At 56.8% G+C, this 25,633-nt stretch carries 24 protein-coding genes; 15 read left to right on the top strand and 9 right to left on the bottom strand.

Annotation, left to right across the window (positions count from 1 at the left end; all coding sequences use genetic code 11):
- Position 1: 1 nt before the first annotated feature.
- The 5 genes from ACN0YD_RS13415 to ACN0YD_RS13395 are packed head-to-tail and all read right to left on the bottom strand — an operon-like array spanning position 2 to position 5,226.
- The gene (locus ACN0YD_RS13415) at positions 2-1,318 is read right to left on the bottom strand and encodes an aromatic ring-hydroxylating oxygenase subunit alpha (RefSeq protein ID WP_417320602.1); all 1,317 of its coding nucleotides are present in this window, start codon (positions 1,316-1,318) and stop codon (positions 2-4) included.
- A 22-nt stretch (positions 1,319-1,340) separates the two neighbouring features.
- Positions 1,341-2,069, bottom strand: a complete 729-nt coding sequence (locus ACN0YD_RS13410) for an SDR family oxidoreductase (protein ID WP_417320601.1) — start codon at positions 2,067-2,069, stop codon at positions 1,341-1,343.
- A gap of 1 nt (position 2,070) precedes the next feature.
- Positions 2,071-2,400 (bottom strand): Zn-ribbon domain-containing OB-fold protein, encoded by a 330-nt coding sequence (locus ACN0YD_RS13405; RefSeq protein WP_417320599.1) that lies wholly within the window; start codon positions 2,398-2,400, stop codon positions 2,071-2,073.
- Entirely contained in the window at positions 2,397-3,593 is a 1,197-nt protein-coding gene (locus ACN0YD_RS13400) for a thiolase family protein (protein WP_417320597.1), read from the bottom strand. Before ACN0YD_RS13400 ends, ACN0YD_RS13405 begins: the two co-directional genes overlap by 4 nt.
- A 10-nt stretch (positions 3,594-3,603) precedes the next feature.
- On the bottom strand, positions 3,604-5,226 hold the full coding sequence (locus ACN0YD_RS13395) for an AMP-binding protein (protein ID WP_417320595.1): 1,623 nt from the start codon (positions 5,224-5,226) through the stop codon (positions 3,604-3,606).
- A 101-nt stretch (positions 5,227-5,327) separates the two neighbouring features.
- Here ACN0YD_RS13395 and ACN0YD_RS13390 point away from each other — a divergent pair, with 101 nt between their 5' ends.
- On the top strand, positions 5,328-5,756 hold the full coding sequence (locus tag ACN0YD_RS13390) for a MarR family winged helix-turn-helix transcriptional regulator (RefSeq protein WP_417320593.1): 429 nt from the start codon (positions 5,328-5,330) through the stop codon (positions 5,754-5,756).
- 1 nt (position 5,757) lies between these two features.
- Here the strand turns inward: ACN0YD_RS13390 and ACN0YD_RS13385 are convergent, their stop codons facing one another.
- Positions 5,758-6,225: a YaiI/YqxD family protein gene (locus ACN0YD_RS13385; RefSeq protein ID WP_417320591.1), complete on the bottom strand. Its 468-nt coding sequence runs from the start codon at positions 6,223-6,225 to the stop codon at positions 5,758-5,760.
- A gap of 198 nt (positions 6,226-6,423) precedes the next feature.
- Here ACN0YD_RS13385 and ACN0YD_RS13380 point away from each other — a divergent pair, with 198 nt between their 5' ends.
- From ACN0YD_RS13380 to ACN0YD_RS13370, 3 genes are read left to right on the top strand one after another with little or no spacing between them, the layout of a single operon-like run.
- On the top strand, positions 6,424-8,118 hold the full coding sequence (locus tag ACN0YD_RS13380) for an AMP-binding protein (protein WP_417320589.1): 1,695 nt from the start codon (positions 6,424-6,426) through the stop codon (positions 8,116-8,118).
- Positions 8,119-8,147: 29 nt separating this feature from the next.
- On the top strand, positions 8,148-9,773 hold the full coding sequence (locus tag ACN0YD_RS13375) for a long-chain-fatty-acid--CoA ligase (RefSeq protein WP_417320747.1): 1,626 nt from the start codon (positions 8,148-8,150) through the stop codon (positions 9,771-9,773).
- Positions 9,774-9,820: 47 nt separating this feature from the next.
- Positions 9,821-10,492, top strand: a complete 672-nt coding sequence (locus tag ACN0YD_RS13370; RefSeq protein ID WP_417320588.1) for a LuxR C-terminal-related transcriptional regulator — start codon at positions 9,821-9,823, stop codon at positions 10,490-10,492.
- Here the strand turns inward: ACN0YD_RS13370 and ACN0YD_RS13365 are convergent, their stop codons facing one another.
- The 3 genes from ACN0YD_RS13365 to ACN0YD_RS13355 all read right to left on the bottom strand — a co-directional run bounded on the left by ACN0YD_RS13365 (position 10,493) and on the right by ACN0YD_RS13355 (position 14,721).
- The gene (locus tag ACN0YD_RS13365) at positions 10,493-11,902 is read right to left on the bottom strand and encodes a NahK/ErcS family hybrid sensor histidine kinase/response regulator (protein WP_417320586.1); all 1,410 of its coding nucleotides are present in this window, start codon (positions 11,900-11,902) and stop codon (positions 10,493-10,495) included.
- Positions 11,895-13,085, bottom strand: a complete 1,191-nt coding sequence (locus ACN0YD_RS13360) for an FIST N-terminal domain-containing protein (protein WP_417320584.1) — start codon at positions 13,083-13,085, stop codon at positions 11,895-11,897. Before ACN0YD_RS13360 ends, ACN0YD_RS13365 begins: the two co-directional genes overlap by 8 nt.
- Before the next feature lie 127 nt (positions 13,086-13,212).
- Entirely contained in the window at positions 13,213-14,721 is a 1,509-nt protein-coding gene (locus ACN0YD_RS13355) for an aldehyde dehydrogenase family protein (RefSeq protein WP_417320582.1), read from the bottom strand.
- 435 nt (positions 14,722-15,156) lie between these two features.
- Between ACN0YD_RS13355 and ACN0YD_RS13350 the strand changes: the two genes are divergently transcribed.
- The 11 genes from ACN0YD_RS13350 to ACN0YD_RS13300 all read left to right on the top strand — a co-directional run bounded on the left by ACN0YD_RS13350 (position 15,157) and on the right by ACN0YD_RS13300 (position 25,613).
- A complete protein-coding gene (locus ACN0YD_RS13350) occupies positions 15,157-17,505 on the top strand; it encodes a TonB-dependent receptor (RefSeq protein WP_417320580.1) in 2,349 nt (782 codons plus the stop codon).
- 111 nt (positions 17,506-17,616) lie between these two features.
- Positions 17,617-18,255, top strand: coding sequence for a TetR/AcrR family transcriptional regulator (locus ACN0YD_RS13345; protein WP_417320579.1), 639 nt, complete (start codon positions 17,617-17,619; stop codon positions 18,253-18,255).
- Positions 18,256-18,368: 113 nt separating this feature from the next.
- Positions 18,369-19,532 carry an amine dehydrogenase large subunit gene (locus ACN0YD_RS13340; RefSeq protein ID WP_417320577.1) on the top strand — a complete coding sequence of 388 codons (1,164 nt, stop codon included), beginning with the start codon at positions 18,369-18,371 and terminating at the stop codon, positions 19,530-19,532.
- Positions 19,532-20,086, top strand: coding sequence for a MauE/DoxX family redox-associated membrane protein (locus ACN0YD_RS13335; RefSeq protein WP_417320575.1), 555 nt, complete (start codon positions 19,532-19,534; stop codon positions 20,084-20,086). The genes ACN0YD_RS13340 and ACN0YD_RS13335 overlap by 1 nt, the downstream gene beginning before the upstream one ends.
- Positions 20,079-20,681, top strand: coding sequence for a redoxin family protein (locus tag ACN0YD_RS13330; RefSeq protein ID WP_417320573.1), 603 nt, complete (start codon positions 20,079-20,081; stop codon positions 20,679-20,681). Before ACN0YD_RS13335 ends, ACN0YD_RS13330 begins: the two co-directional genes overlap by 8 nt.
- Before the next feature lie 30 nt (positions 20,682-20,711).
- Complete coding sequence (locus ACN0YD_RS13325; protein WP_417320571.1) at positions 20,712-21,260, top strand: methylamine dehydrogenase light chain; 549 nt, start codon at positions 20,712-20,714, stop codon at positions 21,258-21,260.
- 1 nt (position 21,261) lies between these two features.
- Positions 21,262-21,732 (top strand): c-type cytochrome, encoded by a 471-nt coding sequence (locus tag ACN0YD_RS13320; protein ID WP_417320569.1) that lies wholly within the window; start codon positions 21,262-21,264, stop codon positions 21,730-21,732.
- A gap of 10 nt (positions 21,733-21,742) precedes the next feature.
- Positions 21,743-22,186, top strand: a complete 444-nt coding sequence (locus ACN0YD_RS13315; RefSeq protein ID WP_417320567.1) for a cytochrome C — start codon at positions 21,743-21,745, stop codon at positions 22,184-22,186.
- A 188-nt stretch (positions 22,187-22,374) separates the two neighbouring features.
- Complete coding sequence (locus ACN0YD_RS13310; RefSeq protein WP_417320565.1) at positions 22,375-23,832, top strand: circularly permuted type 2 ATP-grasp protein; 1,458 nt, start codon at positions 22,375-22,377, stop codon at positions 23,830-23,832.
- Positions 23,825-24,772, top strand: a complete 948-nt coding sequence (locus ACN0YD_RS13305) for an alpha-E domain-containing protein (RefSeq protein WP_417320564.1) — start codon at positions 23,825-23,827, stop codon at positions 24,770-24,772. The genes ACN0YD_RS13310 and ACN0YD_RS13305 overlap by 8 nt, the downstream gene beginning before the upstream one ends.
- Positions 24,773-24,782: 10 nt before the next feature.
- Positions 24,783-25,613, top strand: coding sequence for a transglutaminase family protein (locus ACN0YD_RS13300; RefSeq protein ID WP_417320562.1), 831 nt, complete (start codon positions 24,783-24,785; stop codon positions 25,611-25,613).
- Positions 25,614-25,633 lie beyond the last annotated feature (20 nt).

Raw genomic sequence — 25,633 nt, 5'->3', positions numbered from 1 at the left:
TTCAGGCCGCCTTCTTCTTGTCTTCATGGGTCATGAAATCAAGCCAGGCGGCATACTGGTTACGCAGGCTTATGTCGCTGGTGCCGATGGCCCGGGTCATATTGCCGTCCGGATGCTGTTCCCGGCCCAGATAGCGGCGCATGTCGACCCAGTCGGTGCCGCCGGATTGCAATCCCTCCTGCAAGCGCACATAAGCCTCGAGATCGTCGCTGCCGACCATGGAGGAGGGCGAGTTGATCAGGCGCGAGTAGAGCAAAGTCCGCTGCAGCATTTCGTCGGGCGCGCCCTTGAGGCGGAAGGTCAGGGTCTCGATCTCGGTTTCATCGACGGAGATCGGGCGGACGATACGGATCGACTGGATGGCGCCCTTGATGGTCAGCGACGGATAATAGATGGTGTTATGGCGGTTGATGGAGAGGATCTGCTGGGTCTTCTTCTCGCCGTATGCCTTGTGCATGGCGTCCATATAGTCGGGGATATCGCGATATTCGCTGTGGATGCTCATCTGGCCGCCGGTAAAGGCATGGCCGTAGGGGCCGACGGAAACGCCCATCTCGTCAAAGAATTCGTAACTGGAGCCGAAGGGATTGATGATGTCTGCTTCCCGAGAATAGTCGTCCGGGTTCGGCAGGTCCTTGATATAGGCGGCGCAGGCATCGCCCACCGATTTGTGAGTGACCATGGGGTGCATGGTGTCGTTCAGGTTGTCGACAAAGAATTTCCAGTTGCAGTTATGGCGATACCGCAGCACGCCGCCGGCAATCTCCAGCTCGCCGTCCGGGGAGCGGTCGATCATATTGTCGATGGAGGTTTTGGCGTCACCAAGGTAAGCCTCCAGGTCGACCATAGTGTCGTCCAGGGTGGCGAAAATGAAGCCGCGATAGCTTTCACAGCGGATCTGTTTCAGGCTCAGCGCCGGATCGTGAATGTCGAAATCCGTGCCGTCATAGCCCTTTTTGTCGGGAACCCCCATCAGGGTGCCGTCGGTCTTGAAGGTCCAGCCGTGATAACAGCAGCGGAAGATGCGGGCCTTGCCGCAGGCTTTGCCTTCCAGCTTGGCGCCGCGGTGGGTGCACTGGTTATGCATGACATGGATATTGCCCTTGCCGTCGCGGGCGACAATCACCGGCTTTTTGGCCAGATTGAGGGTCAGGAAATCGCCGGAATTGGGGATCTGGCTTTCATGGCCCATATAGATCCAGGCCCGGCCGAAGATGCGCTCCATTTCCAGGTCGAAGATGTCCGGATCCGTATAGATGCGCCGGTGGGTGCGGTTCGGCTGCACCAGTTGTTTGAGATCTTCCATAGTAGGTTGCATGGTCTTTTCTCCCTTAAAGGCTTTAAAGCGATATCGAGCCGAGGCTGCTGCCGCCGCAGACAAACAGGGTCTGGCCGGTGACAAAGCCGCTCGAGGGTTTCAGGAAAAACATGGTGGCCTCGGCGATGTCATCAACATTTCCAAGGCGCTGCACCGGGATGCTGGCGGCGAGAGCCCGCGCCTGATCGCTTTCTTCCGGGATCACGTCGGTGAACATGTCGGTGACGATGGGGCCGGGGGCAATGGCGTTGACGGTGATGCCGTGCTTGCCGAGCTCCATGGCCCAGGTGCGGGTCATGCTGATGATGGCGGCCTTTGTGCCGGCATAATTTGTCCGGGTCGGCAGGCCGACCACAGCCCGGGACGACATATTGACGATACGGCCGAAACCTGCCGCCTTCATGGCCGGCAGGAAGGCCTGGGTCAGGGTGATGGCGGCGCCAAGGTGCAGGTTGGTGAGATAGTCCAGGTCCTCCAGCTTCACCTCCTCGATCAGGGACGGGCGGATCACCCCGGCATTGTTGACAAGCGAAGTGACGTTATAGTCCTTGGCCAGTTCGTCGGCGACCTCGCGGGTGGCGGCGGGGTCGGCCAGGTCAACTTCCCGGTACTGCAGGTTTTCATGCTCAAAGTCGGGCTTGCCGCGGGACAGGCTGATCACGTCATAACCTGCGTTCAGCAGGTGCTTGCTGATGGCGGCGCCGATGCCGGCACTGCCGCCGGTTACAACGGCTGCGGGGCGTTCAGTCATTTTACTCTTCCTTCTTTTGGGCCCGGTATACTGTTCGGCCCTTGTGATCTTCTTCTGCACGGAGGGTTACTTCAGTGCCGGGCTCCATGGTTTCGCCCAGATTGACCATCATGACGGTGCCGTCTTCGAGCCGGACCGATCCGATGGTCCAGGGCAGGCGCTCCTGATAGAACTCTTCAAGGCTGTGATAAAGCGGCACACTGGCGAGAAGCTCGCCCTCGGCCCGGATGTCCAGCCATTTGAGGTCTTCACTGAGGCATTCGCCGCAGATTTCCCGGACCGGATATTGTGTTTTGCCGCAACTGGTGCAGACGGGAAGCTTGATGGTCATTTTTTATCTCCCGTCTCCAGAATGGCGGCGGTGGCGCACAGGCCGCGGTCGTAATTAATCATGCCGTAACCGCTGACCAGCGCTCTTTGAGCGTCGGCGACCTGCTGTCCGAGGGCGGCGCCCGTGAGCTGGCGCATGGCCTCGACCACCCCGATATAGCCGGCGGCGGAACCGGCCTGGCCGCAGGACAGCTGGCCGCCGGAGCTATTATGCACCAGCCCGCCACCGTCAAAAGTCAGGGGAGTGTTCTGAACAAATTCTGCGGCTTTCCCTTTTGTGCAGAAACCCAGATCCTCCATCTGCATCATGGAGATGACCGGATAGTCGTCATAGGTATAAAGCAGGTTCATGTCCTTTGGTCCCAGGCCAGCCCGCTCATACATTCCGGGGGCGAAACTATCCCAGCCAGCCCTGACCTGGATCGCATCTTCATCCGTATAGGCGTTATGCAGCTCGTCGGCGGCCCGGATCACCACATAGGGCTGACCGAGGGATCTTGCCCGGTCAATTGACATGACCAGAAAGGCTTCCGCGCCGGCACAGGGCATGACGCAGTCCAGCATATGCAGCGGTCCGGCGATAGGGCGGGCGTCGAGATAATCTTCGCGACTCATGGGCTTTTTGATCAGGGCATGTTTGTAGGCCCGGGCGTTATGGCGCTGGGCCATGGCGATGGGGGCGAAATCCTCCCGTTTCACTTCGAAGCGATCCATATAATGTTGCGTGATCAGGGCGAAGGCGCCGTTCGGCCCGGCGGCGCCGTAGGGATAAGAAGATGAGGCGGAAAAGCTCGAGAAATTTTCCACAAGCTCCCGGAAGCCTTCTTTTTTGTTGGTGTCGGCGCCGATGCAGGCAATCACTTCCGCGTCCCCTGCCTGGATCGCGCGGGCGGCGCGCCTCAGCGCCACCACACCGGAAGCGCCGCCCAGCGGAATCTGTTCGATCCAGCGCGGCGTGAGGGAAAAATACTGGGTCAGGGTGATGACGCTATCCGGGGCCAGGGTAAAGCTTGAGACCGCCAGCCCGTCGATGTCTTTCTTTTCGATGTCGGCGCTTTTCACCAGTTCCGCCAGCGCCCGGCCGAAAAACCACTGGGCGCCATACTCGCTAAAGCGCTCGTAAGGCACCGTGACCGGCGCCACCAGGGCGACGCCGTCATAAGATGCTGGTTGTTTCTGTTTGTTCGTTGTCATAAAGCCGCCTCTAGCCTTTCTTTGGTCTTTTCTTGAGGGAACGTAGGTCTATGGCCTCGCCCGTTTCCACAAGTTTAGCACAAAGCGTCTTTACATCACCGCGTTTGAGTTTTTTCGACGCCGTCAGCGGCAGTTCCGCGATGAAGGCGATATATCCCGGGGTCTTGTAATAGGTCAGCTGTTCCATGGAGCGGTCAAAAATTTCCCGGGCCAGAGCGTCATCAGCTGTTCCACCCGCCTTGGCCACGATCAGGGCCATGACCTCATCGCCGCGCATCTCGTCATAGACCGGGGCGACCGCGACCCCTTCCACAGCAGGATCCTGGGACAGGATGGTTTCCACTTCCAGGGCGGAGATATTCTCGCCGCTGCGGCGGATCACATTCTTTTTACGGTCAACAAAATAGAGCGACTTGTCGGGGCCTTCGCGGACCACATCGCCGGTATGCAGCCAGCCGCCTTCCCAGGTTTCTTCTGTCGCGGCGCTATTCTTGTAATAATGATCGAAATAGCCGTAGCGCGGGTTTTCGCCCGCCGCCTTGACCAGCAGTTCGCCGGGGGCGCCCGGTTCCACATCATTGCCTTCGTCATCCACAAGCCGGTAGATCACATCATCCGTGGCGCGCCCGAAACAACACTCTCCCACATGGCGGGGTTCATGGCTGGCGATGATGCAGCCGCCGCACCCGGATTCGGTCATGGCCCATGCCTCGATCAGGGGAAAGCCGAAGCGATCTTCAAAGGCGGCATGATGCTTGGGATTGACTCCGGCGCCAAAACCGAAACGCACGTCATGGGCCTTGTCCTTGGCGCTTGCCTCCATATTCAGCAGGATCGCCGGCAAAACACCCAGGTAATGCACGATAGTGGCGCCGGTCTCGCGCACGCTGTCCCACCAGCTACCCGGATGGAAACGGTCGAGCTGGATAATACAGCCGCCAACCGCCATCATGCCCATGGTGGAACAGGCCAGCGCATTCATATGCACCAGCGGCAGCGGGGTCAGAAGCCGGTCTTCGCCAGGTTTCAGCTCACAATAACCACCCACATTGCGGTACCAGTCGCCAAAGGCGATGAAATATTCATTGCTGAGAACGCAGCCCTTGGGCTGGCCGGTGCTGCCGGAGGTAAAGAGCATGGCGCATTCGCTGGCGGTATCCGGGATCAGGTCGAGGGCCGGCCTGCGCGCGCCGGGCAGGTCATTGAGGTCGGACGCACAGATCGGCAGGTGGGGGGCATCTTGTTCCAGTTCGACGGCTTCCCGTACAAGGGCGATTTTTTCCGGTAGCGAGACCACAAGGTCCGCATCACCGTGATAGATAATATACTGCAGATCCTGGGGGCTGGCTTCGCCGTTCAAGGGCACAATACCGACACCGAGCGCGTTCAGCGCCAGCCAGTGAAAGAAAAAGTCGGCCCGGTTTTCAAGCAAAATAGCGATCCGGTGACCGACACCATATCCGGCTCTTTCATAGGCCGTGCGGCGCAACTCTATTTCCCGTGCGGCCTCCTCATATGTGTAATCTACGTCAGTTGCGCTATAGCCTTTTGCCGCCGACAGGGGGATATGGACAAAGGGGCGGTCGCCATGGTCTTTCACCGCTTTTGCAAAAACGTCGTAAACAGTTTTCATTTTATTTCCCTGAATCAATAGACAAGAAGCCTAACACAGGCTAAAATACATGAAAAGTAAAATTATGAAATTTCATACAAAGGTATGTAATGGACAAACCCATGCAGTCAGGTTTCCTTGATGATTATCTTTCCCACCTGCTGGCCCGGGCCAGCCATCTGGTGGCGGAGGACTTCACGCCAGTGCTCAAAGATACCGGCCTTGATCGCGGGCGCTGGCGTATTCTGGCGGCGCTCAGCGACGGCGGGGAAATGCCCATCGGCAAGCTCGCCAATGCGGTATTGATGAAACAGCCGACCCTGACCAAGATCCTGGACCGGATGGAGGCGGATAATCTGGTTAAGCGGCATAATGCGCCCAATGACCGGCGCTCCACCCTGATCCGTATTACCGACAAAGGCCGGGACATGGTCTCCGACCTTTTGCTGAAATCAAAAGAGCATGAGGCGCAGATCCTCAAGTCTTACAGCGCGGAAGAGGAAGAGGTCCTCAAGCGTGTGCTGCGCACACTGATCGAGCGGATGGAATAGGTCAGGGCGCGCGCAGTTTCTCCTGTACGATTTTTTCCAGCATTTCGAGAAATTTTGAGCGGTCAGCCTTGCTGAAGGTGGGGTTCAATCCCCGGCTTTCACCGGTCTCCCGTCTGTGGGCATTCAGGTCGCGCATGGCCATGGCCATGCCGATGTTTTCTTCGGAGAAAAGCCTGCCGGTTGGGCCCAGGGCTGTTGCCCCCTTGTCCAGGCATCGTTTGGCGAGCGGAATGTCTGCGGTAATGCCGATATCTTTTTCGGTAATATGCTCTGCGATCCAGTCGTCGGCGGCGTCGGCACCGTCTGACACAACAATCTTTTGTACTTGCGGCCCCACTTCTATCCTGAGCCATTGATTGCTGACCAGAAAGGTCGGTAGCCCGTGGCGATAGGCGACTTTCAGCGCCTCCTCCTTGACCGGGCAGGCATCGGCGTCGATGTAAATGGATATCTTTTTGGCGTCTGTCATCTGCACTCTTTTTCAGGTTTGTCCGGCCTTGTTATACTGTCCCCGGACCAAAAAGATCAATAAGCGGGTCATCTGCAGGCCGATTTATGATCTGATACTAAAGAATGATGTTTCCCGGCGAGGGAGTCTAACCCTTGGTCCTATGGACCGGCGGCGCCCGAGAGGCTAGAATTCCAGTCTATAGTGGAGGTATATAAGATGCAAAAGCTTGCAAAAAGCTACGTCAACGGGATTTCCGACAAGCCGCTCAGGTATCAAACCATTGGCGAGGCCTTTGACGAGGCGGTTGAGCTGTATGGTGACCGGGAGGCACTGGTGGTCTGTCACCAGGATATTCGCTGGACCTACAGCGAGTTTTCAAAACAGGTTGATGACTTTGCCGCAGGTCTTCTGGCGCTGGGCTTTGAGCCCGGCGACCGTGTCGGGGTGTGGGCGCCCAACTGCGCCGAATGGGTCATAACCCAGTTCGCCACAGCAAAGGCCGGGATTATCCAGGTTAACATCAACCCGGCCTACCGCCGGGCGGAACTGGAATATGTGCTGAACAAGGTGGGCTGCCGGGCGCTGGTCACCGCGGCCAGCTTCAAGAGCAGTGATTATATGGCCATGATTAATGATCTGGCGCCGGAACTTGCGACCTGCAAACCGGGTGCGCTCAAGGCCAAACGGCTGCCGGAGCTTGAGGCGGTGATCCGGCTGGGGGAAGAGAAAACACCCGGCTGCTTTAATTTTGCCGACATCGCCTCCCTGGCCGATGACAGTCATTTTCAGCGGCTGGAGGAACTGAAAACGGTGCTCGATCCCGATGACGCCATCAACATCCAGTTCACCAGCGGCACCACCGGCTCACCCAAGGGGGCGACGCTGAGCCATTTCAACATCCTCAACAACGGTTATTTCGTCGGCGAGGCGATGAATTTTACCGAGCAGGACCGGCTCTGTATTCCGGTGCCGCTCTATCATTGTTTCGGCATGGTCATGAGCAATCTGACCTGTGTCACCCACGGCTCCTGCATGGTTTATCCCAACGACGGGTTCGATCCGCTGCTGACCCTGAAGGCGGTGGCGGCGGAGAAATGCACCGCCCTGCACGGGGTGCCGACCATGTTTATCGCCGAGCTGGATCATCCGGAACGGGAAAGTTTTGATCTATCAAGCCTTCGCACCGGCATCATGGCCGGAGCTTCCTGCCCCATCGAGGTGATGAAGCGGGTGGTCTCCCAGCTGTATATGTCGGAAGTGACCATCGCTTACGGTATGACCGAAACCAGCCCCGTGAGTTTTCAGTCGAGCCGGGACGACAGCCTGGAAAAGCGCGTCTCCACCGTCGGCCGTATCCATCCCCATGTGGAGGTCAAGGTCGTGGACGAGCAGGGCCAGGTCACCCCGGCCGGGGTGCAGGGTGAACTTTTGACCCGGGGCTACAGCGTCATGAAAGGTTACTGGGCCGATCCGGAGCGCACGGACGAAGCCATTGACGAGGCCGGCTGGATGCACACCGGCGACCTTGCCACCCTGGACGAGGACGGTTACTGCAATATCGTCGGCCGGGTCAAGGATATGGTGATCCGCGGCGGCGAGAATATCTATCCCCGGGAGATTGAGGAATTCCTCTACCGGCACGAAAAAATCCTCGACGTGCAGGTGTTCGGCGTGCCCGACGACAGGTTCGGCGAGGAACTTTGCGCCTGGATCTGCCTCAAGGAGGGCCTGGAGGCCAGCGAAGAAGAGATAAAAGAATTCTGTTCCGGCCAGATCGCCCATTACAAGGTTCCCCGTTATATCCGCTTTGTCGACGAGTTCCCCATGACCGTGACCGGCAAGATTCAGAAATTCATCATGCGTGATCAAATGATGGAAGACCTGGGCCTCAGGGAACAGAAAACCGCCTGACCGCAGGCCACAGGAGTATCAAGATGACCATACCGGGACTGATGCAGCAGAACGAGCTGATGATTTCTTCCCTGATCCGTTACGCAGCGGAATATCACGGCACGACCGAAATCGTCACGCGGACCGTTGAGGGGCCAATTCATCGCTATACCTACGCCGAGGCGGAAAGGAGGGCCAAAAAGCTGGCCAATGCCCTGACCGGCACATTGGGGGTTAAATCCGGCGACCGGATTGCCACCCTGGCCTGGACGACCCATCGCCATTTTGAACTTTTTTACGGGGTGTCCGGCATCGGCTGTGCACTGCATACGGCTAATCCGCGCCTGTTCGAGGAGCAGATCAGCTATATCGTCAATCACGGTCAGGGCCGTTATCTTTTTGTCGACCTGGATTTTGTGCCCATGGTTGAGAAGCTGGCGGCCTCCTTTCGCCATGTGGAAGGGATCGTGATCCTTACCGATCGGGAGCATATGCCGGAAACAAGCTTAGAGAATGTCCTTTGTTATGAGGAGCTTATCGCCGATGCGAGTGAGGAACTGGAGTGGCCGGAATTTGACGAGCGGAGCGCCTCGTCTCTTTGTTACACATCCGGAACAACAGGAAATCCCAAGGGAGTGCTCTATTCCCATCGCTCGACCATCATTCACGCCATGGCGGCGGCCCAGAACAGCGCTTTCGGCCTGTCGGTCTATGATGTGATCATGCCCATAGCGCCCATGTATCACGGCAATGCCTGGGGTCTGGCCTATATCGCCCCCATGCTCGGCGCCAAACTGGTATTCCCGGGACCGAAAATGGACGGGGAAAGCATCCAGGACCTGGTTGAGAGCGAGGGGGTCACCTTCTCCTGCGCCGTGCCCACGGTCTTTACCATGCTGTTCCAGTATCTGGAGGAAACGGGCAAGCGGGTGGACAGCCTCAGCCGTACCATGATCGGCGGTTCGGCCGTTCCCCGGGCCATGACGGAAAAGTTTCTCGACAGCTATGGCGTCAGGGTGTTGCAGCTCTGGGGCATGACGGAAACCAGTCCGCTGGGAACGGTGGCCAGTTCCACACCGGAGGTGGATAAGCTGCAGCAAGACCAGAAAGAGCAGGTCCTCAGCAAACAGGGCCGGGTGCAGTACGGCCTTGAGGTCAAGGTGGTTGACGACCAGGGCAATCCTGTGCCCCGGGACGGGGAAACCTACGGCGATCTCTGGGTCCGCGGCCCCTGGGTTGTGGCGGAATATTTCCGCGGCGAAGGCGGCGATCTTCTGGATGCGGACGGCTGGTTCCCGACCGGGGATGTGGTGACCCTGGACCGGTACGGCTATATCAAGATCACCGACCGGGCCAAGGATGTGATCAAATCCGGCGGCGAATGGATCAGCTCCATCGATGTCGAAAACCTGGCCGTGGGGCATCCCAAGGTCCTGCAGGCCGGTGTTGTGGGGGTCTATCATCCCAAATGGGAGGAGCGTCCCGTCCTGGTTATTCGTGCGGCGCCGGGCATGGCGCCGACGGAAGAGGAAATCCTGGAATTCCTTGATGGCAAGATCGCCAAATGGTGGATGCCGGACCGGGTCTTTTTTGTCGATGAAATGCCCCTGACGGCGACCGGGAAAATCAAGAAAATCACCCTGCGCGAAACCTATAAGGATTGTTTGCGTGACTAGAATAACGTAAGCTCCCCCCGTGAGGATTTAACAGTCGGGAAGCAGGTATGACGGAAAGCAGGGTACTGATCGCGGACGATCACCCGCTGTTCAGGGAAGCGTTGGGCGATATTGTACGCTCTGTCTATGAAGACGAGGTGGACTGTGTCGAAGTCTGCAGCGCGTCCGAAACCCTGGAGGCGACCGATGCCGGCGACATCTTCGATATGATTCTGCTTGATCTTTTGCTGCCCGGCGCCGAGGGATTTTCCTGTCTGATCAGCCTGCGGAACAAGTTGCCGGCCACACCCATCGTTATTGTTTCCTCCACCGATCATGATGAAACGGTGCGGGAGAGTTTCTCCTATGGCGCTATGGGTTATCTGCCCAAGTCGTCTTCCCGGGAAGTGATGCGCAACGCGTTGAGACTTGTGCGCAGCGGCAACAGCTATATTCCGTCCCAGGCCCTGGGAAGGGGGGGAGGCCGTTCCCCCGAACCCGCTCCGGGTCCCGGCGCCGCAGCGCCTGTTATGGACGCGGAGAAGGCCAGTCTTACCCCCCGGCAAATGGCGGTTCTCGAACTACTGGCGGAAGGCAAGCCCAACAAGGTGATTGCCTTTGAACTCGAGATCTCGGAAATCACCGTGAAGGCCCATGTTTCCGCCATCCTTCGCAAGCTGCAGGTGAATAACCGTCTTCAGGCGGTGATTGCAGCCAAGAACCTGATCGCTGAATCCTGATCAGTCCGGACGACGGGTCTGCGGTTCGCTCAGGGCGTGGCTGATCAGGCTGGACAGCCGGGCCGGTTTGACCGGCTTGTACAGCAGGGGAATGTCCTGACGGGCGATGTGGTCGGCAAGATCCTTGTCCCGGTCGCTGGTAATGATCAGCACAGGCAGAGAATTTTCAAATTCCGCCTGGACTTCTGTGGCAGCATCCAGGCCGGTGAGTCCGCCGTCCAGATGATAGTCGGCGATGATCATGGCCGGTTCCTGGTCGTTTCCAATCAGGCGGACCAGGCAGGCCTCAGCCGACGCCTCGGCCACGGTTTGGCATCCCCAGCTTCCGAGCAGGGCCTGCATACCTTCCAGGACCTGGGGGTCATTGTCGATCACCACAATGACCCGGGATCCGGCCAGTTCCGGCAGTGTCGAGACGGCCGGCCGGTCGATTTCGCCGGTACGAATATCCTGCTCGTTGCCTGTCGGTACGGTAACGGCGAATCTGGATCCCTTTTGTTCGGTGGACGCGACATGGACCGGAAGTCCGAGCAGACGGGCGATGCGGTCGACGATGGACAGACCCAGACCGATGCCCCGGGTGCCGATGCTGCGGTCTTCATGAACCTGGGTGAACTCCTCGAAAATGGCCTCCAGCCTGTCTTCGCGGATGCCGATGCCGGTATCATGGACACAGATCATGATACCGTTGTCCCTGCGGCGGCATCCCACCAGGATCCGCCCCTGTTTGGTATATCGGACAGCGTTGCTGAGGAAGTTGCGGATGATGGTTTCCAGCAGTCTTTCATCGGAATAGATGACGGCGGCGCAGGGCACCATCTTCACTTTCAGGCCACGGGTTTCCCCGGTCTTGATATATTCGGGCACAATCCGGTCCAGCAGGTTCTGGACCCGGAAATGAGTAAACCTCGGCTTGATCCCGCCGGCATCAAGCTGGGAAATATTGAGCAGTACACCAAGCAGATCGTCCAGCGCATCCAGCGAGGTGCTGATCCGCATGACGGTTTCCTGGTTCTTGTCGTCGGTTTCCGATTCCAGGGTTTCCAGGAACAGCCGGGCGGCGTTGAGGGGCTGGCGCAGGTCATGGCTGGCGGTGGCCAGGAATTTGGTTTTGCTGAGGTTGGCCTCTTCGGCCTGTTGTTTGGCGATACGCAGGGCATCTTCCACCTTTTCGCGCACATCCAGCTCTTCCCTGAGACGGGCATTGAGGATTTTCAGTTCCCGGGTCCTCAGCTCCACGGTTTTTTCCAGGTTAATGGCGGTCTGGAACAGGGAGAAGCTGTCCCGCTGCTGGTCCATATCCCTCTCGACCCGTTCCATCAGGGCCTGAACGGTTTTGTTGAGCCGGGCGTTTTCCAGCACCAGGCGTTCGATTTCCTTATCCGTCAGGCGGCTTGGTCGTTCAGTCATGGGCGCGCGCCTTGCTGCCGATGGCAACGCAGGAGAAGGAGTTGTTCATATGCAGGCTGTTGAACTGCTCCCCGAAGGAGGCAAAACCGATCACATTATTGGCCGCATAGATTTGCGACATATCATCGAGGATGCCCTGGATCTGGAAATTCATCTTCCGGGCCGCACAGTCGCAGCCGATAACCAGCGCCAGCGGACCGATTTCATTTTCCATATCCCGGAACAGCTTTTCCAGATTCTGTTTCGGATCGTCGGGGCGGGCAATACTGCAGACCACCCCCTTGTCGATGGCGCAGGCGAACTTGATACTTTGGTTCTGGTGATTGATGCCCATGACGCCCCGGGAAAAATAGGTACCGCCTACCTTGACCATGATCGGATGTTTACTGGCGACCACGATATCGAGGTCTTTTTCCTCGACTCCACACAGCCGGGCATATTCCCGGGTGGCGGGCAGGCCGTTGATTTCCAGGACTTCCCGGGTGATGGGGTCAGCTTCGGTGATGACCGCCTTGGCGTCGCTGGCCACATAGTGATGGGTATAGGAAACCTGGAACGGCAGGTCCGTATGAACCATGACCACGACCGCGCTGTCCGTATGAAAGCGGCCGTCGTGAAAAATCTGTGTCTGCTTCAGTTTGAAATCATCAGCGGTGGAGCCACCGATCAGATTGATTTCCCCAAGCTCGCTGCCGAGTGAGGCGGTGACCCGTTCCTCGGCGCCGCTGAGGCCGTCAATCAGCATGAAGGCGAAGCTGTTGGAGCCGCTGGCATTGTCTGCAACCCTGTTCAGCTGTTGTTTCAGGCTGCGGCCGAATTCGATACCGTCCTGGATATTGAAGTTGCTGATCATGTCATAGCGTTTGCTGACGCAGGTAAAATGAGTGCGGCTGAGGACTGCCCCGGTGATAGAGCCGGCATGATACCCTTCCGGTGTGATCTCTCCGGCAGTGGTGCAGCCGATCAGGGGAATATCCCCGAACTGCCTGTTCAGTTCTTTCTCCAGCTTGACCGTATCATAGTCGGGAGAGCAGAAAAAAATGACCGCTTCGGGTTTTTCCTTTTCGATGCAAAGACCGTCAAAGAACTCCCGAACCGCCGTCCGTTCGTCCCGGGACAGGGAAAAGGCTCTTTTAATTTCTGTTTCGCTATCGTTTGTCATGACTGCTTGTTTCTCGCTCATGGGCCGATTTTATCCGGTTCCGGCGGGATCGCCAGAAAAAAGAGGCCCTTTCGCGGGGAAAGGACCTCCAGTAGTTTAAGGTCGTGAGGTGGTCTCGGGAGACCCAGTCTGCACAAGGCGTGAACAATTATGCCATGATGCAGACTGATTTTGTCTGGGTATAGAGTTCAAGAACATCTTTACCCAGCTCGCGTCCGTAGCCGGACTGTTTGAAGCCGCCAAAAGGCATGGCGACATCAAGAATATTGTGGCAGTTGACCCAGACGGTGCCGGCCTTGATTTTCGGGACAAAGCGCATGATGTTGCCCACATCCCGGGTCCAGAGGCTGGCGCCAAGGCCGTAAATGGTGTCGTTGGCGAGTCTGGTGATTTCACTGACATCGGAATAGCGTTGTACGCAGAGCACCGGTCCGAAAATTTCCTCCTGGACCACTTTCATGTCCTGGTTGGTATCGGCAAGGATGGTGGGCTCCACAAAATAGCCGCTGTCCCCCCGGCGCTTGCCGCCGGTGATCACGCTGGCGCCTTCCTCGCGGCCGATGTCGATATAGCCCATGACCCGCTGAAACTGGGTTTCGGAAACCAGCGGATTGACCATATTTTCAGGATCAAGGCCGGAGCCGATTTTGAGGGCAGAAACATTTTCCGCCAGCCCCTCGATCACGGCATCATAGAGATTGTCCGGGACATAGAGGCGCGAGCCGGCGCAGCAGACCTGGCCCTGGTTGAACATGATGGCGCTGACGGCACCGGGGATGGCAATGTCCAGGTCCGCATCAGGCAGGATGATGGCAGGGGATTTTCCGCCCAGTTCCATGGAAACCTTTTTCATGCTGTCGGCGGCTTCCCGGGCAATGATTTTGCCCACTTCGGTGGAACCGGTGAAGGCGATCTTGTCCACTTCCGGATGGGCCGTGAGCGCCGCCCCTGCCGTATGACCGTATCCGGGAACAATATTCACTACCCCGTCGGGGAAGCCTGCTTCGCAGATCAGTTCGCCGAGCCTGAGGGCGGTCAGCGGGGTTTCCTCGGCCGGTTTCAGCACGATGGTGTTGCCGCAGGCCAATGCCGGCGCCAGCTTCCAGGCGCACATGAGCAGCGGGAAGTTCCAGGGGATGATCTGGCCGATCACGCCGACGGGTTCACGCAGGGTATAGCCGAAAAACTGCTGATCCGGTGCTCTCGGGGTGCTCAGCGGCAAGACGTCGCCGGAAATTTTGCTTGGCCAGCCGGCCATATAGCGGAAGGTTTCAATGGCGAGGTTGATGTCGACCATGCGGGCGATGGCCTTGTTCTTGCCGTTGTCCAGCGCTTCCAGTTCGGCAAGTTCGTCGGCATTTGCCTCGATCAGGTCCGCAAGGCGGTGCATCAGGTGTTCCCGTTCGCTCGGGGTCATGTTCGGCCAGGGACCGTCTTCAAAGGCCCGGCGCGCCGCCAGGACGGCCTGACTGATATCTTCCTTGTCGCCTTCGCATACTTCGGTGATGGGGGCGCCTGTGGCGGGGTCCAGCGTGGAAAAGGTCTTGCCGGAGGCGGCGGCTACCCACTTGCCGTCAACCAGCATCTTTCTGGTTTCGGATACAAATTTTCTCGCTTGTTCTCCCAGTGCGGCTTTGCTGTCAACGATTGCGTCCATCTTTCTGTTTCTCCATTCCTCTTGGCTTGTTCCCAGGCGGCTCCCGTAGACTCTGCTGTTCCGGGGGTCTGGAATCCGCGGTGCAGGGTCAGATTGTCTATACGGATTATTCCATGTCTGGCCGGGGCGGAAAACTAGACCTTGGGATCAGGAAAATAAGCGGTATGAGTTATTGATGATGTTCCTAACATATTGTAAAATAGAAGGAAGTTTTATGGCGGCGCGGGGAAAAACGGGGTTTGATACTATAGTATTAAGCCCCGGACGGTTTTTGATCCCTTTGTCTACTGGTGAAAGACTGCCCTCAGTCGCTATAATTCCAGCGAGAGACTACGGTCTCCGTACATAAAGTCCATCAACGGACGGGATGAAGAAATGCCCAGAGGGAGGTCATTTCTTTTTATCCATCCCACAACGACTTAAGGGAAGAGACATATGCTGTTTAGAAAATCCGACACCGCAAGACATGCCTTCAAAGCCGCACTGGCAGCCTCAACGGCCTTTGCCGCGCTGGCGACAACGGGCGCATACGCTCAGGAAGAAGAAAAACGTTCATCCATCTTTATGGATGAAATTGTGATTACCGCCCAGAAACGCGAACAAAGCGCACAGGATGTGGGTATTGCCATTACCGCCCTGTCAGGTTCCCAGCTCAAGGCGCTCGGCTATACAAACGCCCAGGAAGTGACTTCCCTGGCGCCGGGTGTTGCCACCCTGCAGCCCAACGGTGAAGCCAACTATTCTATCGGCATCCGCGGCGTGGCCAACAATGATTTTACCACCAACGTGGAAAGCCCGGTCGCCGTTTATGTTGACGAGGTTTATATCAGTCAGATGTCCGGCGCAGGCTTCCTGCTCTTTGACGTTGACCGTGTGGAACTTCTGCGCGGTCCGCAGGGTACCCTGTTCGGCCGTAACGCCACCGGTGGTCTGGTGCATTATGTCACCGTCAAACCGGACCTTGAGGAATTCAACGGTTATGGCAGCATTTCTTACGGCAGTTTCGAGCGCATGAAATTCCAGGGCGCCGTCGGCATTCCGGTGACCGACAAATTTGCCCTTCGTGCTTCTGTGGCCACCCACCAGGGTGACGGTTATGTGACCAACCGCCTGAAGCCGGATTCAAAACTGAACAACGCCAACGAAACAGCCGGGCGTCTGCAGGCCCTGTTCCAGCCGTCCGACGAACTGGAAATCCTGCTTAACGCCCGTTTCGGCAAACAGGATATCCGTACCGGTTTCTTCGAATTTGAGTCTGCTATCCTGCCGACCAGCGAAGCCACACCGGGCGTGCCGAACCCGGACCTCGGCGGTTATGTGGATACGGATGGTGATAATTTTGCCGGTGATTATGATCGCCAGGGTCATAATATCCTGGATACGGAAGGCTATACAGCCACCATTAAATGGGACCAGGACTGGGGTTCATTGACCAGCATCACTGACTTCCAGGCCGTGAAGCGTGACTATATCGAGGATTCAGATGCCTCCCCCGCCAACTATTTCAACTTCTTCCTGACCACTGATGCGGAACAGTTCTCTCAGGAACTGCGCCTGAACGGTGAATCCGACAATTTGAAATGGGTGACCGGTTTCTATTATATGGACCTGAAAGTTGATGACTCTAACGGGGGTATTATCCCCGGGTTAGTTGAGGCCGTCTTCGGTCCAGTTGAGGATCTCGGCTTTAACGGGATTTACAACCCCTATCAAACGGATACGGAAACCTGGTCCGTCTTTGCCCAGCTTGAGTATCAAGTTTCTGACCAGCTGGCTCTGATCGGCGGTTTCCGCTGGATCGAGGAAGACAAATCCCATCATTATGATAACCTTCTGATGATGTATCCGGATACATCCAGCAGTGGTCTTGACCCCAATGCGGAAGTGATCGCACCGGCGCTTCCCAATGTGCCTTATGACGGCAGCCGTAGCGACAGTAACTGGTCTGCCCGGGCGCAGGTCAACTTCACCCCCAGCGACGACCTGCTGGTGTATGCCAGTTGGAACCGGGGTGTGAAGTCCGGTGGGTATAACTCACCGCTGCTGCCAAGCCCGTTTGCTGTTGAAGAGGTCTTTATGACCTATGATCCGGAAAAGCTGGATGCTTATGAGCTGGGCTTCAAATGGGATGGCTTGGACGGTCGCCTGCGTGTGAATGCGGCCGCTTATTATTATGACTACAACAACTACCAGGCCTTCTCCATCATCGGGCTGGACACTTCTACCCTGAACGCCCAGGCAGAAAACAAGGGCTTCGAGATCGAAATCCAGGCCAACCCGGTTGACGGTCTCGACCTCAACTTCGGTATTGCTTACACTGACGTGAAAGTTTCCGATGTGCCGGGTCTGACCCTTGATGTGGATACGGATGGTGACGGTGTCACTGACGTGCCGGGTATTTTCCCTGCTGGAACAGAAGTAAGCCCGGTTCAGACCCCGAAGTGGAACCTGAACGGCCTGATCCGTTACGAGTTCGATGCCGGTGAAGGGCGTCTTGCCCTGCAGGCGGATGGTCAGTATCGCGACAAACATTACTTTACTTTGACCAATCTTCCGGCTTCCACCGAAAGTGGCTATTTTATCGGCAATGCCTCCGTCACTTATTATTCAGCGGATGAAGCCTGGAGCCTGCGCGCGTTTGTGAAAAACATTACAGACAAAAATTATGTAGTGCAGACTTTTGATCTAAGCGGCAGCCCCAGCAACGGTGGCCTGTTCGGTCTGATCGAGAAATATTACGGCATGCCCAGAACATGGGGTGTCAACCTGACCTATAATTTCTGATCCCTTAGAAATTATGCCAAGAGAAGCGCGGCCTCCGGGTCGCGCTTTTTCCTTGCCTGCGCTCTGAATAAAAGAAACAATGATCAAATGCTGACAAGGCGACAGGAATAAATGCGCAAACTGAAACTCACCCATCCCGATTTCCAGGACCTGACAGACCAGAAGGCGGCCAAGGTGCTGGAGATTCTCGAGGCGACCCAGTCGTTGCTGATCGAGGAGGGTTATGCCGGCCTCTCCATGCGCAAGGTGGCGGCCCGTTGTAACATGACGGTGGGGAACCTGACCTATTATTTCAGCGCCAAGCAGGATCTGGTGCATATATTGCTGGATGTGGCCCTGGAGGGATATACCGATGATATCCGGGAAATTATGGCCGACACCCGCCTGTCTGGTGAACAGCAGCTTGAACAGGCGCTGGTCTATATCATGCAGGACCTGATGACCCGGGAAACCACCCGCTTCTTTCCGGAACTCTGGGCCATGGCCAATCACGATCCGGTAGTGAACCGGGAGGTGCAGGACCTCTATGACCGGGAACAGGGGCTTATCGATCAGCTGATTTCAAAGGTGCGTCCCGATCTGGATGGTGAGGACTGTAAAAAACTGGCGCTCTATATTTCCGCCGCCATTGAAGGGCATACTATTTTTATCGGCCATGAGAAGGGCTGGAACAGCAGGAGCGCGGGTGTTATCGACCTGGCGGTGAAGAACTTTCTCGATCTCGTGCGGACCTACGAGCGGGCGCCCTGAACCCGGGATCGGACAGGCCATGGTGACGCTTTAGTATTATTGACACTTTCGGGGTATTTTGGTATTTAGGACGAGTGTACTAATTTATATTTATAAATTTTCGGGAGTCGGAAATGATGAGGAAATCGCTGATTGGTGCCCTGTGTGCAGCTTTTATCTGGCCGGCCGCAGTTCAGGCGGAACTTGAAATCGAGGAGATTCCCAATGTGGCTACACTCCCGTCTGACTATCCCGCGGAGTGGCTGTTTGTGGCCGACGGCAATTTCAATGCCATGGTCGACGGCAAGGTGGTCTTGATGGATGTCGCCTCCGAAAATAAGCATTACAAAGGCTCCTTCGGTGCGGCCATGTTCGGCTCTTTCCTGCAGTCAAAGGACGGCAAGGAACTCTATGTTGCCGAAACCTTCTACAGTCGCGGCACCTATGGGGAACGGACCGATGTACTGGTGATCCATGACAAGGAGAATCTGGCGCCTGTGGAGGAGATTATACTTCCCGGTGGCAAGCGCGGTCAGTTTATGCCCCAGAAGGGCTCTATGCAGCAGACCAATGACGGCAAATTTGTGCTGCTTTTCAATTTCACCCCTGCCGCTTCGGTCTCTGTCATCGATATTGCCGCGCGCAAGATCGTCAATGAAATTCCGGTCCCCGGCTGCAGCATGATTTATCCCACCGGCAAGCGTGGTTTTTCTTCCATGTGTGGCAATGGCACCATGATGAGCCTGGTGCTGGATGATAAAGGCCAGATCGCCGAGCAGGCAGTGACAGGCGCCTTCAATAATATCGATGACAATGCCATGTTCATGAAAATGGGCCTGATTGACGGTGTCGCCTATTTCCCCACCTTCAAGGGTGATGTGGTGCCGGTTGACCTGAGTGGCAAGACAGCGAAAAACCTGCCGTCCTGGTCACTGATTCCGGAGGAAGACAAGGCCAGGAACTGGCGCCCCGGCGGCTGGTATCTGGTGGCCGACGACAAGAAAGGCCACCTTTACGTCTTGGTGCATGAGGACGGCATGGAAGGCAGCCACAAAAACGGCGGTTCCGAAGTCTGGGTCTATGATGTGAAGAAAAAGAAACGGGTGCAGCGGATCAAGCTTGCCACCTGGGGCATCTCCATCGAGGTGACCAATAGCAAAAAGCCGCAGCTGGCGGTGGTCAATGCGGATTTCCGACTTGATGTCTATGATGCCGCCTCAGGCAAGTTCATTCGCAATATCGCTGTAAGTGACACGGCAACGCCTTTCATCATGTATGCGGTAGAGGAAAAACAGTAATGATCGATCCGGTTTTCATATCCACCGGAAGCCTTTTTGCCGGGCTGTTGCTGATCGTCTCGGCCCTGCACAAGGTGCGCCATCTGGATGATTTTCGCCGGGCAATCCGGGGATATGAACTTGTGCCGACGGCGCTTGAGGCCGTTCCGGTATTCATTCTGCCGCTGGTGGAAGCCCTGGCCGGTCTTGGACTGCTTGTTCCGGCAACGGCCGCGGTGGCGGCCTATCCTGCAGCCGGATTGTTCATCGCCTATGGCTTTTTGATTGCTGTGTCCCTCTATCGGGGCAAGCTCGAAATTGATTGCGGCTGTCATTTCGGCCAGCGGGAAAGCCGGCTCAGTTTCTGGATGATCCCGCGTAATCTGGTCCTTGCCCTGTTGGCTTTACTGCCAGTTGTTCCGGTTGTGGAACGGTCATTTGTTCTGGCGGATTTTATCAACATCGCGGGCGGGGTGCTGTTTCTTGGACTCCTTTATATGTGTCTCGAGGAACTGCTGTCCAACAGGTCCCATTATCTGAACTATATTTTAAAGAAGGAGCATCTTCATGGTTGAGGCTCTGGTGATTTCCCAGATCTTTCTCTGGATTGCCGTCATCGGGCTCGGGGTATTGTGTTTTGCCCTGACTCGCCAGATCGGCGTACTGTACGAACGCATTGCCCCGGCGGGCGCGCTGTCCATGAACGAGGTGCTGAAGCCCGGTGAAGACGCGCCAGCCATGTCCCTACCGACATTGACGGGGACATTGCAGGAAATTGGCGGTACGCGGGACGGAAAACGCAGCCAGCTTTTGTTCTTCCTGTCACCGGATTGTCCGGTCTGTAAAAGCCTGCTGCCGGCGGTGAAATCAATCAGCAAGGCGGAAAGTGACTGGCTGGATGTTGTCTTCGCCAGTGACGGCAGTGACAAGGCACACCAGGACTATGTAAAGGCGCAGGGGCTCGAGGAATTCCCCTATGTGAATTCGGAAGTTCTCGGCCGCCAGTTCGGCATCGCCAAGCTGCCCTATAGTGTTCTGATTGACGAAAACGGCAAGATTGCCTCCATGGGGCTGGTCAACAGCCGCGAACATCTGGACAGCCTGTTTGTCGCCAAGCAGGAAGGCGTACATTCCATTCAGGATTATCTCAACAAACGTGAACCGGCCTAGGGCATTGACCGAGGGAGTTGGAGAGGAAACATGAGTATTTTTGATAAACTTACTGAGAAAATGGCCCGCAAAGTGGCTCAGAAAAGTTCCCGTCGCGGTTTTCTGGCCGGGTTCGGTACGGCTCTTGTGGGGGCGACGGCCTTTCCGGTTCTGCCGGTGGCCCGGGCGTCCACTGGCGCCAGTGGCGGCTATCCGGGCGTTGCCGGTCAGTCCACGGGAAATCCCGAGGATCCGGGCGATCCCACAAGCTGTGACTACTGGCGTTATTGCGCCATTGACGGTTTCCTCTGCAGCTGTTGCGGCGGCAGCCAGAGCGCCTGTCCGCCGGGCACCGAGATGAGCCCCATTACCTGGATCGGCACCTGCCAGAATCCGGGCGACGGTAAAAATTATATCATTTCCTATAATGATTGCTGCGGCAAGACCAGCTGTGGGCGCTGTATGTGTAACCGCAACGAGGGCGACCGTCCCATGTATCGGCCCCAGGCCAATAACGATACCAACTGGTGTCTCGGTACGTCCAGCAGCATTTATACCTGCTCTACAGCGGTGATCATCGGTCTGGCGCTGGAGCAATAACATGCGGAAACTTCTGACAGGTTTTGCCTGCCTCGGGCTGGCGATAACGGCTTCTTCTGCCCTGGCAAAGGACGGGGCCCAGCTTTATAAACGCTGCTCCGCCTGTCACCTGAATACCGGCGCGGGTGTTCCCGGGGCTTATCCGGCCATCGCCGGACGGCTTCAGCCCCTGGCTTCCAGCGAGTCAGGCCGGGAATATCTGGTGCTGGTGCTGAAGGCGGGGTTGATGGGGCCCATGACCGTGGAGGGTGTGACCTACAGCAGCATGATGCCGGGCCAGGCCGCTGCCCTCAAGACTGACGGTATCGCTGCCGTCCTCAACTATGTCATGGAGGAGCTGAATGGCCTGAAAGGCGAAGACAGCTGGACGCCCTTCACTGAAGAAGAGGTTGTGGCCATTCTCGAGAATAATCCGAAAGTCCGTGCCCGGGATGTGATGAAAAAGCGGGCCGAAGTTTTTGGCGGTCAATGAAGGAGAGCACGTGATGTTCACCAGCCTGCATAGAATGTTTATGCTCTTGAGCCTCGGCTGTTTTATGGCCGGGCTTGGTGCAGTATCGTCTGTTGCGGGCGATATGCCGCCAAAGGTCAACTGGATGCTTAATTGTCAGGGTTGTCACAAGCCTGACGCCTCCGGGGTTGACGGAGAAGTGCCGTCCATGAACGGTTACGTCTCAAAATTTCTGACCATTGAAGGTGGCCGGGAATATCTGGCCCGGGTGCCCGGTGTCGCTTTTTCCCCCCTTTCCGACCAGCAGACAGCGGACCTGCTGAACTGGATGCTGGCCACTTATGATCCGGAAAATCTGCCAGAAGACTTTAAGCCTTACAACGGGGATGAAGTGCGCCACCTGCGGCGTATTCCCCTGATGACCGATGCTGCCGAGGCCCGGCGGCATTTAATGGAAAAGCTGGAAAATCAATAGCCTGTTCTTTCCCTGTCTGGCAGGTGTCGTCTAAATTATATGCATAAACCATCTGCAGTCTAAAAATTAAGCAACATTCACGCTGCAGATACAGTGCCCTCGGCCGATAGCCCGTGGAATTCTGCGATTTTTTTGAAACGGCACAGGGTTTGCTTTATACTCACTATGTGAGGAAGGGCAACAGACCCATGACTTCTGACGATTTCGAACTAAATGAATTTTTTGATGAACTCCGGCTCCCTGACGGCAGCCCGCGGGAAGGCATGGAAAAATTTGTCCACTGGATGAACGAGGCGCCGACGGAAATGCTCCGGGTGCGCCAGACGGAAGCCGAGGCCCTGTTCCGGCGTATCGGCATTACCTTCGCCGTATATGGGGAGGGGGGTGACCCGGAACGACTGATTCCCTTTGACATACTGCCGCGTATTCTGCTGGCCCGGGAATGGGAATTTCTTTCCCGCGGCCTGGTGCAGCGGGTCACGGCGCTCAACAGGTTTCTGCAGGACGTCTATCACAAGCGAGAGATCATAGCCGCCGGCATAGTCCCCGAACGGCTGGTGCTGATGAACAAGGCTTACCTGCCGGAAATGTGCGGAGTGCAGGTTCCCGGTGGAGTCTATACCCATATCGCCGGCATTGATCTGGTGCGCACCGGTCCGGATGATTTCTATGTGCTGGAGGACAATACCCGTACACCGTCGGGGGTGTCCTATATGCTGCAGAACCGGGAAGTGATGATGCGCCTGTTTCCCGATCTGTTTAATCGTCATGCCATTGCCCCGGTAGAGCGCTATCCGGATGACCTGAGAGACAGTCTGGTCACCGTGGCCCCCCATAGATGCGAAGGGGAGCCCAAAGTTGTGGTGCTGTCTCCCGGGATATATAATTCCGCCTATTATGAGCATAGTTTCCTGGCCGACACTATGGGTGTGGAGCTTGTGGAGGGGCAGGACCTGTTTGTCCAGGACAATACAGTCTTCATGCGCACGACCCGGGGGCCGGAAAAGGTGGACGTGATTTACCGCCGCATTGACGACGCCTTTCTTGATCCGCTGACATTCAGGCCGGACAGTACTCTCGGTGTGCCCGGCCTGATGAATGTATATCGTTCCGGGGGCGTAACTCTTGCCAATGCGGTGGGCGGCGGGATCGCCGACGACAAGGCGATCTATATGTATGTGCCTGACATGATCCGCTTTTATCTGGGTGAGGAGCCAATTCTCAAGAATGTGCCGACCTACTGGTGCGCCCGGGAAGAGGATTACAAATATGTAATGGATCATCTGGCGGAACTGGTGGTCAAGGAAGTGGATGGTTCCGGCGGCTATGGCATGCTGGTGGGGCCGAAATCAACAGCGGAGGAAATTGCTGCCTATGCGGAACGCATCAAGGCCGCTCCCGGCGAGTTCATCGCTCAGCCCACACTTGCTCTGTCGACCTGTCCCACCTTTGTGGAAGAAGGGATTGCCCCGCGTCACGTGGACCTGAGGCCCTTTGTGCTGGTGGGATCCGACAAGGTGCGGCTTGTGCCCGGTGGCCTGACCCGGGTGGCCATGAAAAAGGACTCTCTGGTGGTCAACAGCTCCCAGGGTGGCGGTACAAAAGACACCTGGATTATCGAGAAAGGAAGGTCTGGCAATGCTTAGTCGCACAGCAGCCTGCCTTTACTGGATGGGGCGGTATATGGAACGGGCGGAAAATCTCGCCCGGATTATCGAGGTGGGATATCGCATGAACCAGCTTCCCGAATGGGAAAGCGGCGGTCCCCGCAATGAATGGCGTTCCACCGTCATCGCCGCCGGCGCGGAACAGGGATTGATCGAGAAACACGGCGAAGCCAATCTGGACAGCGTTATTGCCTATATCGGCCTGGACGAGGAAAATCCCTCTTCCATTCTGTGCAGCCTGAAAAGTGCACGCACCAACGGCAAGGCTGTGCGTACGGCCCTTACGGCCGATACCTGGGATTTCCTGAACCATACCTGGCTGGAATTTAACGGTCGCTGGCGCAGCACCCTGAACCGGGACAATCTGCTGAATTTCCTGGACTGGGTGAAAATCCGCGCGAACCTGTTTCAGGGTGCCGTCCAGGGCGGAATGCTCAGGGACGAGGCCTTTGCCTTTGTCAATCTGGGAATGCATATGGAGCGGGCTGACAATACGGCCCGGATTCTGGATGTGAAATACCATGTGCTGCTGCCGCCGGGAGAAAGCCTTGGCGGGTCAGTTGATTATTACCAGTGGGCAACGATCCTGCGGTCGGTCTCGGCACTCGGCTCCTATCACTGGCTGTACCGGGACAGCATAAAGCCCTGGCAGGTGGCGGAACTTCTGATTCTCAGAGAGGAAATGCCCCGTTCCCTGGTTTATACTCTGGGCCAGGTGGTGCGTTATCTGGACATGATTGCCGTCAGTCACGGCAAACGTCATGCGTGTCACCGGCTGGCGGGAAAACTCTATACCCAGCTCGGATATGCCAGCATTGAGGATGTTTTTCAGAGCGGCCTGCATGAATATCTCACTGATTTCCTGGCCAGGAATAATACGCTCGGCGATGAAATAGCCAGCAATTACCATTTCGTCTAGGAGGGCGGTTATGCGGATCACTGTGGAACATGAAACCATCTATACTTACGAGACGCCGGTCAGCTATACCATTCAGAGCCTGCGTTTCACTCCGCAACCCTATGACGGCCAGGTGGTTCGCACCTGGGAGATCGAAGCCCCGGGGGCGGGCTTCCTGCATGCCTTTACCGACAGTTTCGGAAATCTCACGCATACCCTGGTGATTGACCGGCCGCACGAGGAGGTGGTGATCCGGGTCCGCGGCATAGTGGATACGCTTGAGAGCAACGGACTGGTTGCCGGGGCGCTGGAACCTTTCCCGCCATTCTTTTATCTCCGGGAAACGCCGCAGTCCCGCCCCGATGGCGCCATTCGGGCGCTTGCCGGTGCAGCGCGTACCGCAGCAGAGGAGGGAGATGATCTTCAATGTCTGCATATATTGATGAACAGTATCCGGGATGCTGTTGATTACCAGACCGGGGAAACCCATGCCCATACCACGGCGGTGGAGGCGCTGGCCAACGGGGCCGGGGTCTGCCAGGACCATGCCCATGTGTTTATTGCCGGGGCGCGGTCCATTGGTATTCCGGCCCGTTATGTTTCAGGGTATCTGCTGCATACGGATACGGGTGAGGAAACCGAGGCCGCTCACGCCTGGGCAGAGGCGCTTGTGCCCGATCTGGGATGGGTTGGATTTGACGTTGCAAACCGGGTCTGCGCCACGGATAATTATGTCCGAGTCGGCGTCGGACTCGACTATTGGGAGGCTTCTCCGGTGCGTGGCATGCGCCGCGGCGGCGGAGAAGAGGCACTTTCGGTGGCTGTCCGGGTGGCCCGGGCAGACGGCGCGGCTCAACAGTAATTTGCCGGCCTCGATCCGAT

The organism is Emcibacter sp., from assembly GCF_048269205.1.
Taxonomy (GTDB): Bacteria; Pseudomonadota; Alphaproteobacteria; order Sphingomonadales; family Emcibacteraceae; genus Emcibacter.
This window is presented reverse-complemented; position numbering and strand designations above follow the sequence as displayed.

Bases quoted from the DNA above. Each gene is read 5' to 3' on its own strand.
- ACN0YD_RS13415 (WP_417320602.1), bottom strand. From the start codon at position 1,318: ATGCAACCTACTATGGAAGATCTCAAACAACTGGTGCAGCCGAACCGC.
- ACN0YD_RS13410 (WP_417320601.1), bottom strand. From the start codon at position 2,069: ATGACTGAACGCCCCGCAGCCGTTGTAACCGGCGGCAGTGCCGGCATC.
- ACN0YD_RS13405 (WP_417320599.1), bottom strand. From the start codon at position 2,400: ATGACCATCAAGCTTCCCGTCTGCACCAGTTGCGGCAAAACACAATAT.
- ACN0YD_RS13400 (WP_417320597.1), bottom strand. From the start codon at position 3,593: ATGACAACGAACAAACAGAAACAACCAGCATCTTATGACGGCGTCGCC.
- ACN0YD_RS13395 (WP_417320595.1), bottom strand. From the start codon at position 5,226: ATGAAAACTGTTTACGACGTTTTTGCAAAAGCGGTGAAAGACCATGGC.
- ACN0YD_RS13390 (WP_417320593.1), top strand. From the start codon at position 5,328: ATGCAGTCAGGTTTCCTTGATGATTATCTTTCCCACCTGCTGGCCCGG.
- ACN0YD_RS13385 (WP_417320591.1), bottom strand. From the start codon at position 6,225: ATGACAGACGCCAAAAAGATATCCATTTACATCGACGCCGATGCCTGC.
- ACN0YD_RS13380 (WP_417320589.1), top strand. From the start codon at position 6,424: ATGCAAAAGCTTGCAAAAAGCTACGTCAACGGGATTTCCGACAAGCCG.
- ACN0YD_RS13370 (WP_417320588.1), top strand. From the start codon at position 9,821: ATGACGGAAAGCAGGGTACTGATCGCGGACGATCACCCGCTGTTCAGG.
- ACN0YD_RS13365 (WP_417320586.1), bottom strand. From the start codon at position 11,902: ATGACTGAACGACCAAGCCGCCTGACGGATAAGGAAATCGAACGCCTG.
- ACN0YD_RS13360 (WP_417320584.1), bottom strand. From the start codon at position 13,085: ATGAGCGAGAAACAAGCAGTCATGACAAACGATAGCGAAACAGAAATT.
- ACN0YD_RS13355 (WP_417320582.1), bottom strand. From the start codon at position 14,721: ATGGACGCAATCGTTGACAGCAAAGCCGCACTGGGAGAACAAGCGAGA.
- ACN0YD_RS13350 (WP_417320580.1), top strand. From the start codon at position 15,157: ATGCTGTTTAGAAAATCCGACACCGCAAGACATGCCTTCAAAGCCGCA.
- ACN0YD_RS13345 (WP_417320579.1), top strand. From the start codon at position 17,617: ATGCGCAAACTGAAACTCACCCATCCCGATTTCCAGGACCTGACAGAC.
- ACN0YD_RS13340 (WP_417320577.1), top strand. From the start codon at position 18,369: ATGATGAGGAAATCGCTGATTGGTGCCCTGTGTGCAGCTTTTATCTGG.
- ACN0YD_RS13335 (WP_417320575.1), top strand. From the start codon at position 19,532: ATGATCGATCCGGTTTTCATATCCACCGGAAGCCTTTTTGCCGGGCTG.
- ACN0YD_RS13330 (WP_417320573.1), top strand. From the start codon at position 20,079: ATGGTTGAGGCTCTGGTGATTTCCCAGATCTTTCTCTGGATTGCCGTC.
- ACN0YD_RS13325 (WP_417320571.1), top strand. From the start codon at position 20,712: ATGAGTATTTTTGATAAACTTACTGAGAAAATGGCCCGCAAAGTGGCT.
- ACN0YD_RS13320 (WP_417320569.1), top strand. From the start codon at position 21,262: ATGCGGAAACTTCTGACAGGTTTTGCCTGCCTCGGGCTGGCGATAACG.
- ACN0YD_RS13310 (WP_417320565.1), top strand. From the start codon at position 22,375: ATGACTTCTGACGATTTCGAACTAAATGAATTTTTTGATGAACTCCGG.
- ACN0YD_RS13305 (WP_417320564.1), top strand. From the start codon at position 23,825: ATGCTTAGTCGCACAGCAGCCTGCCTTTACTGGATGGGGCGGTATATG.
- ACN0YD_RS13300 (WP_417320562.1), top strand. From the start codon at position 24,783: ATGCGGATCACTGTGGAACATGAAACCATCTATACTTACGAGACGCCG.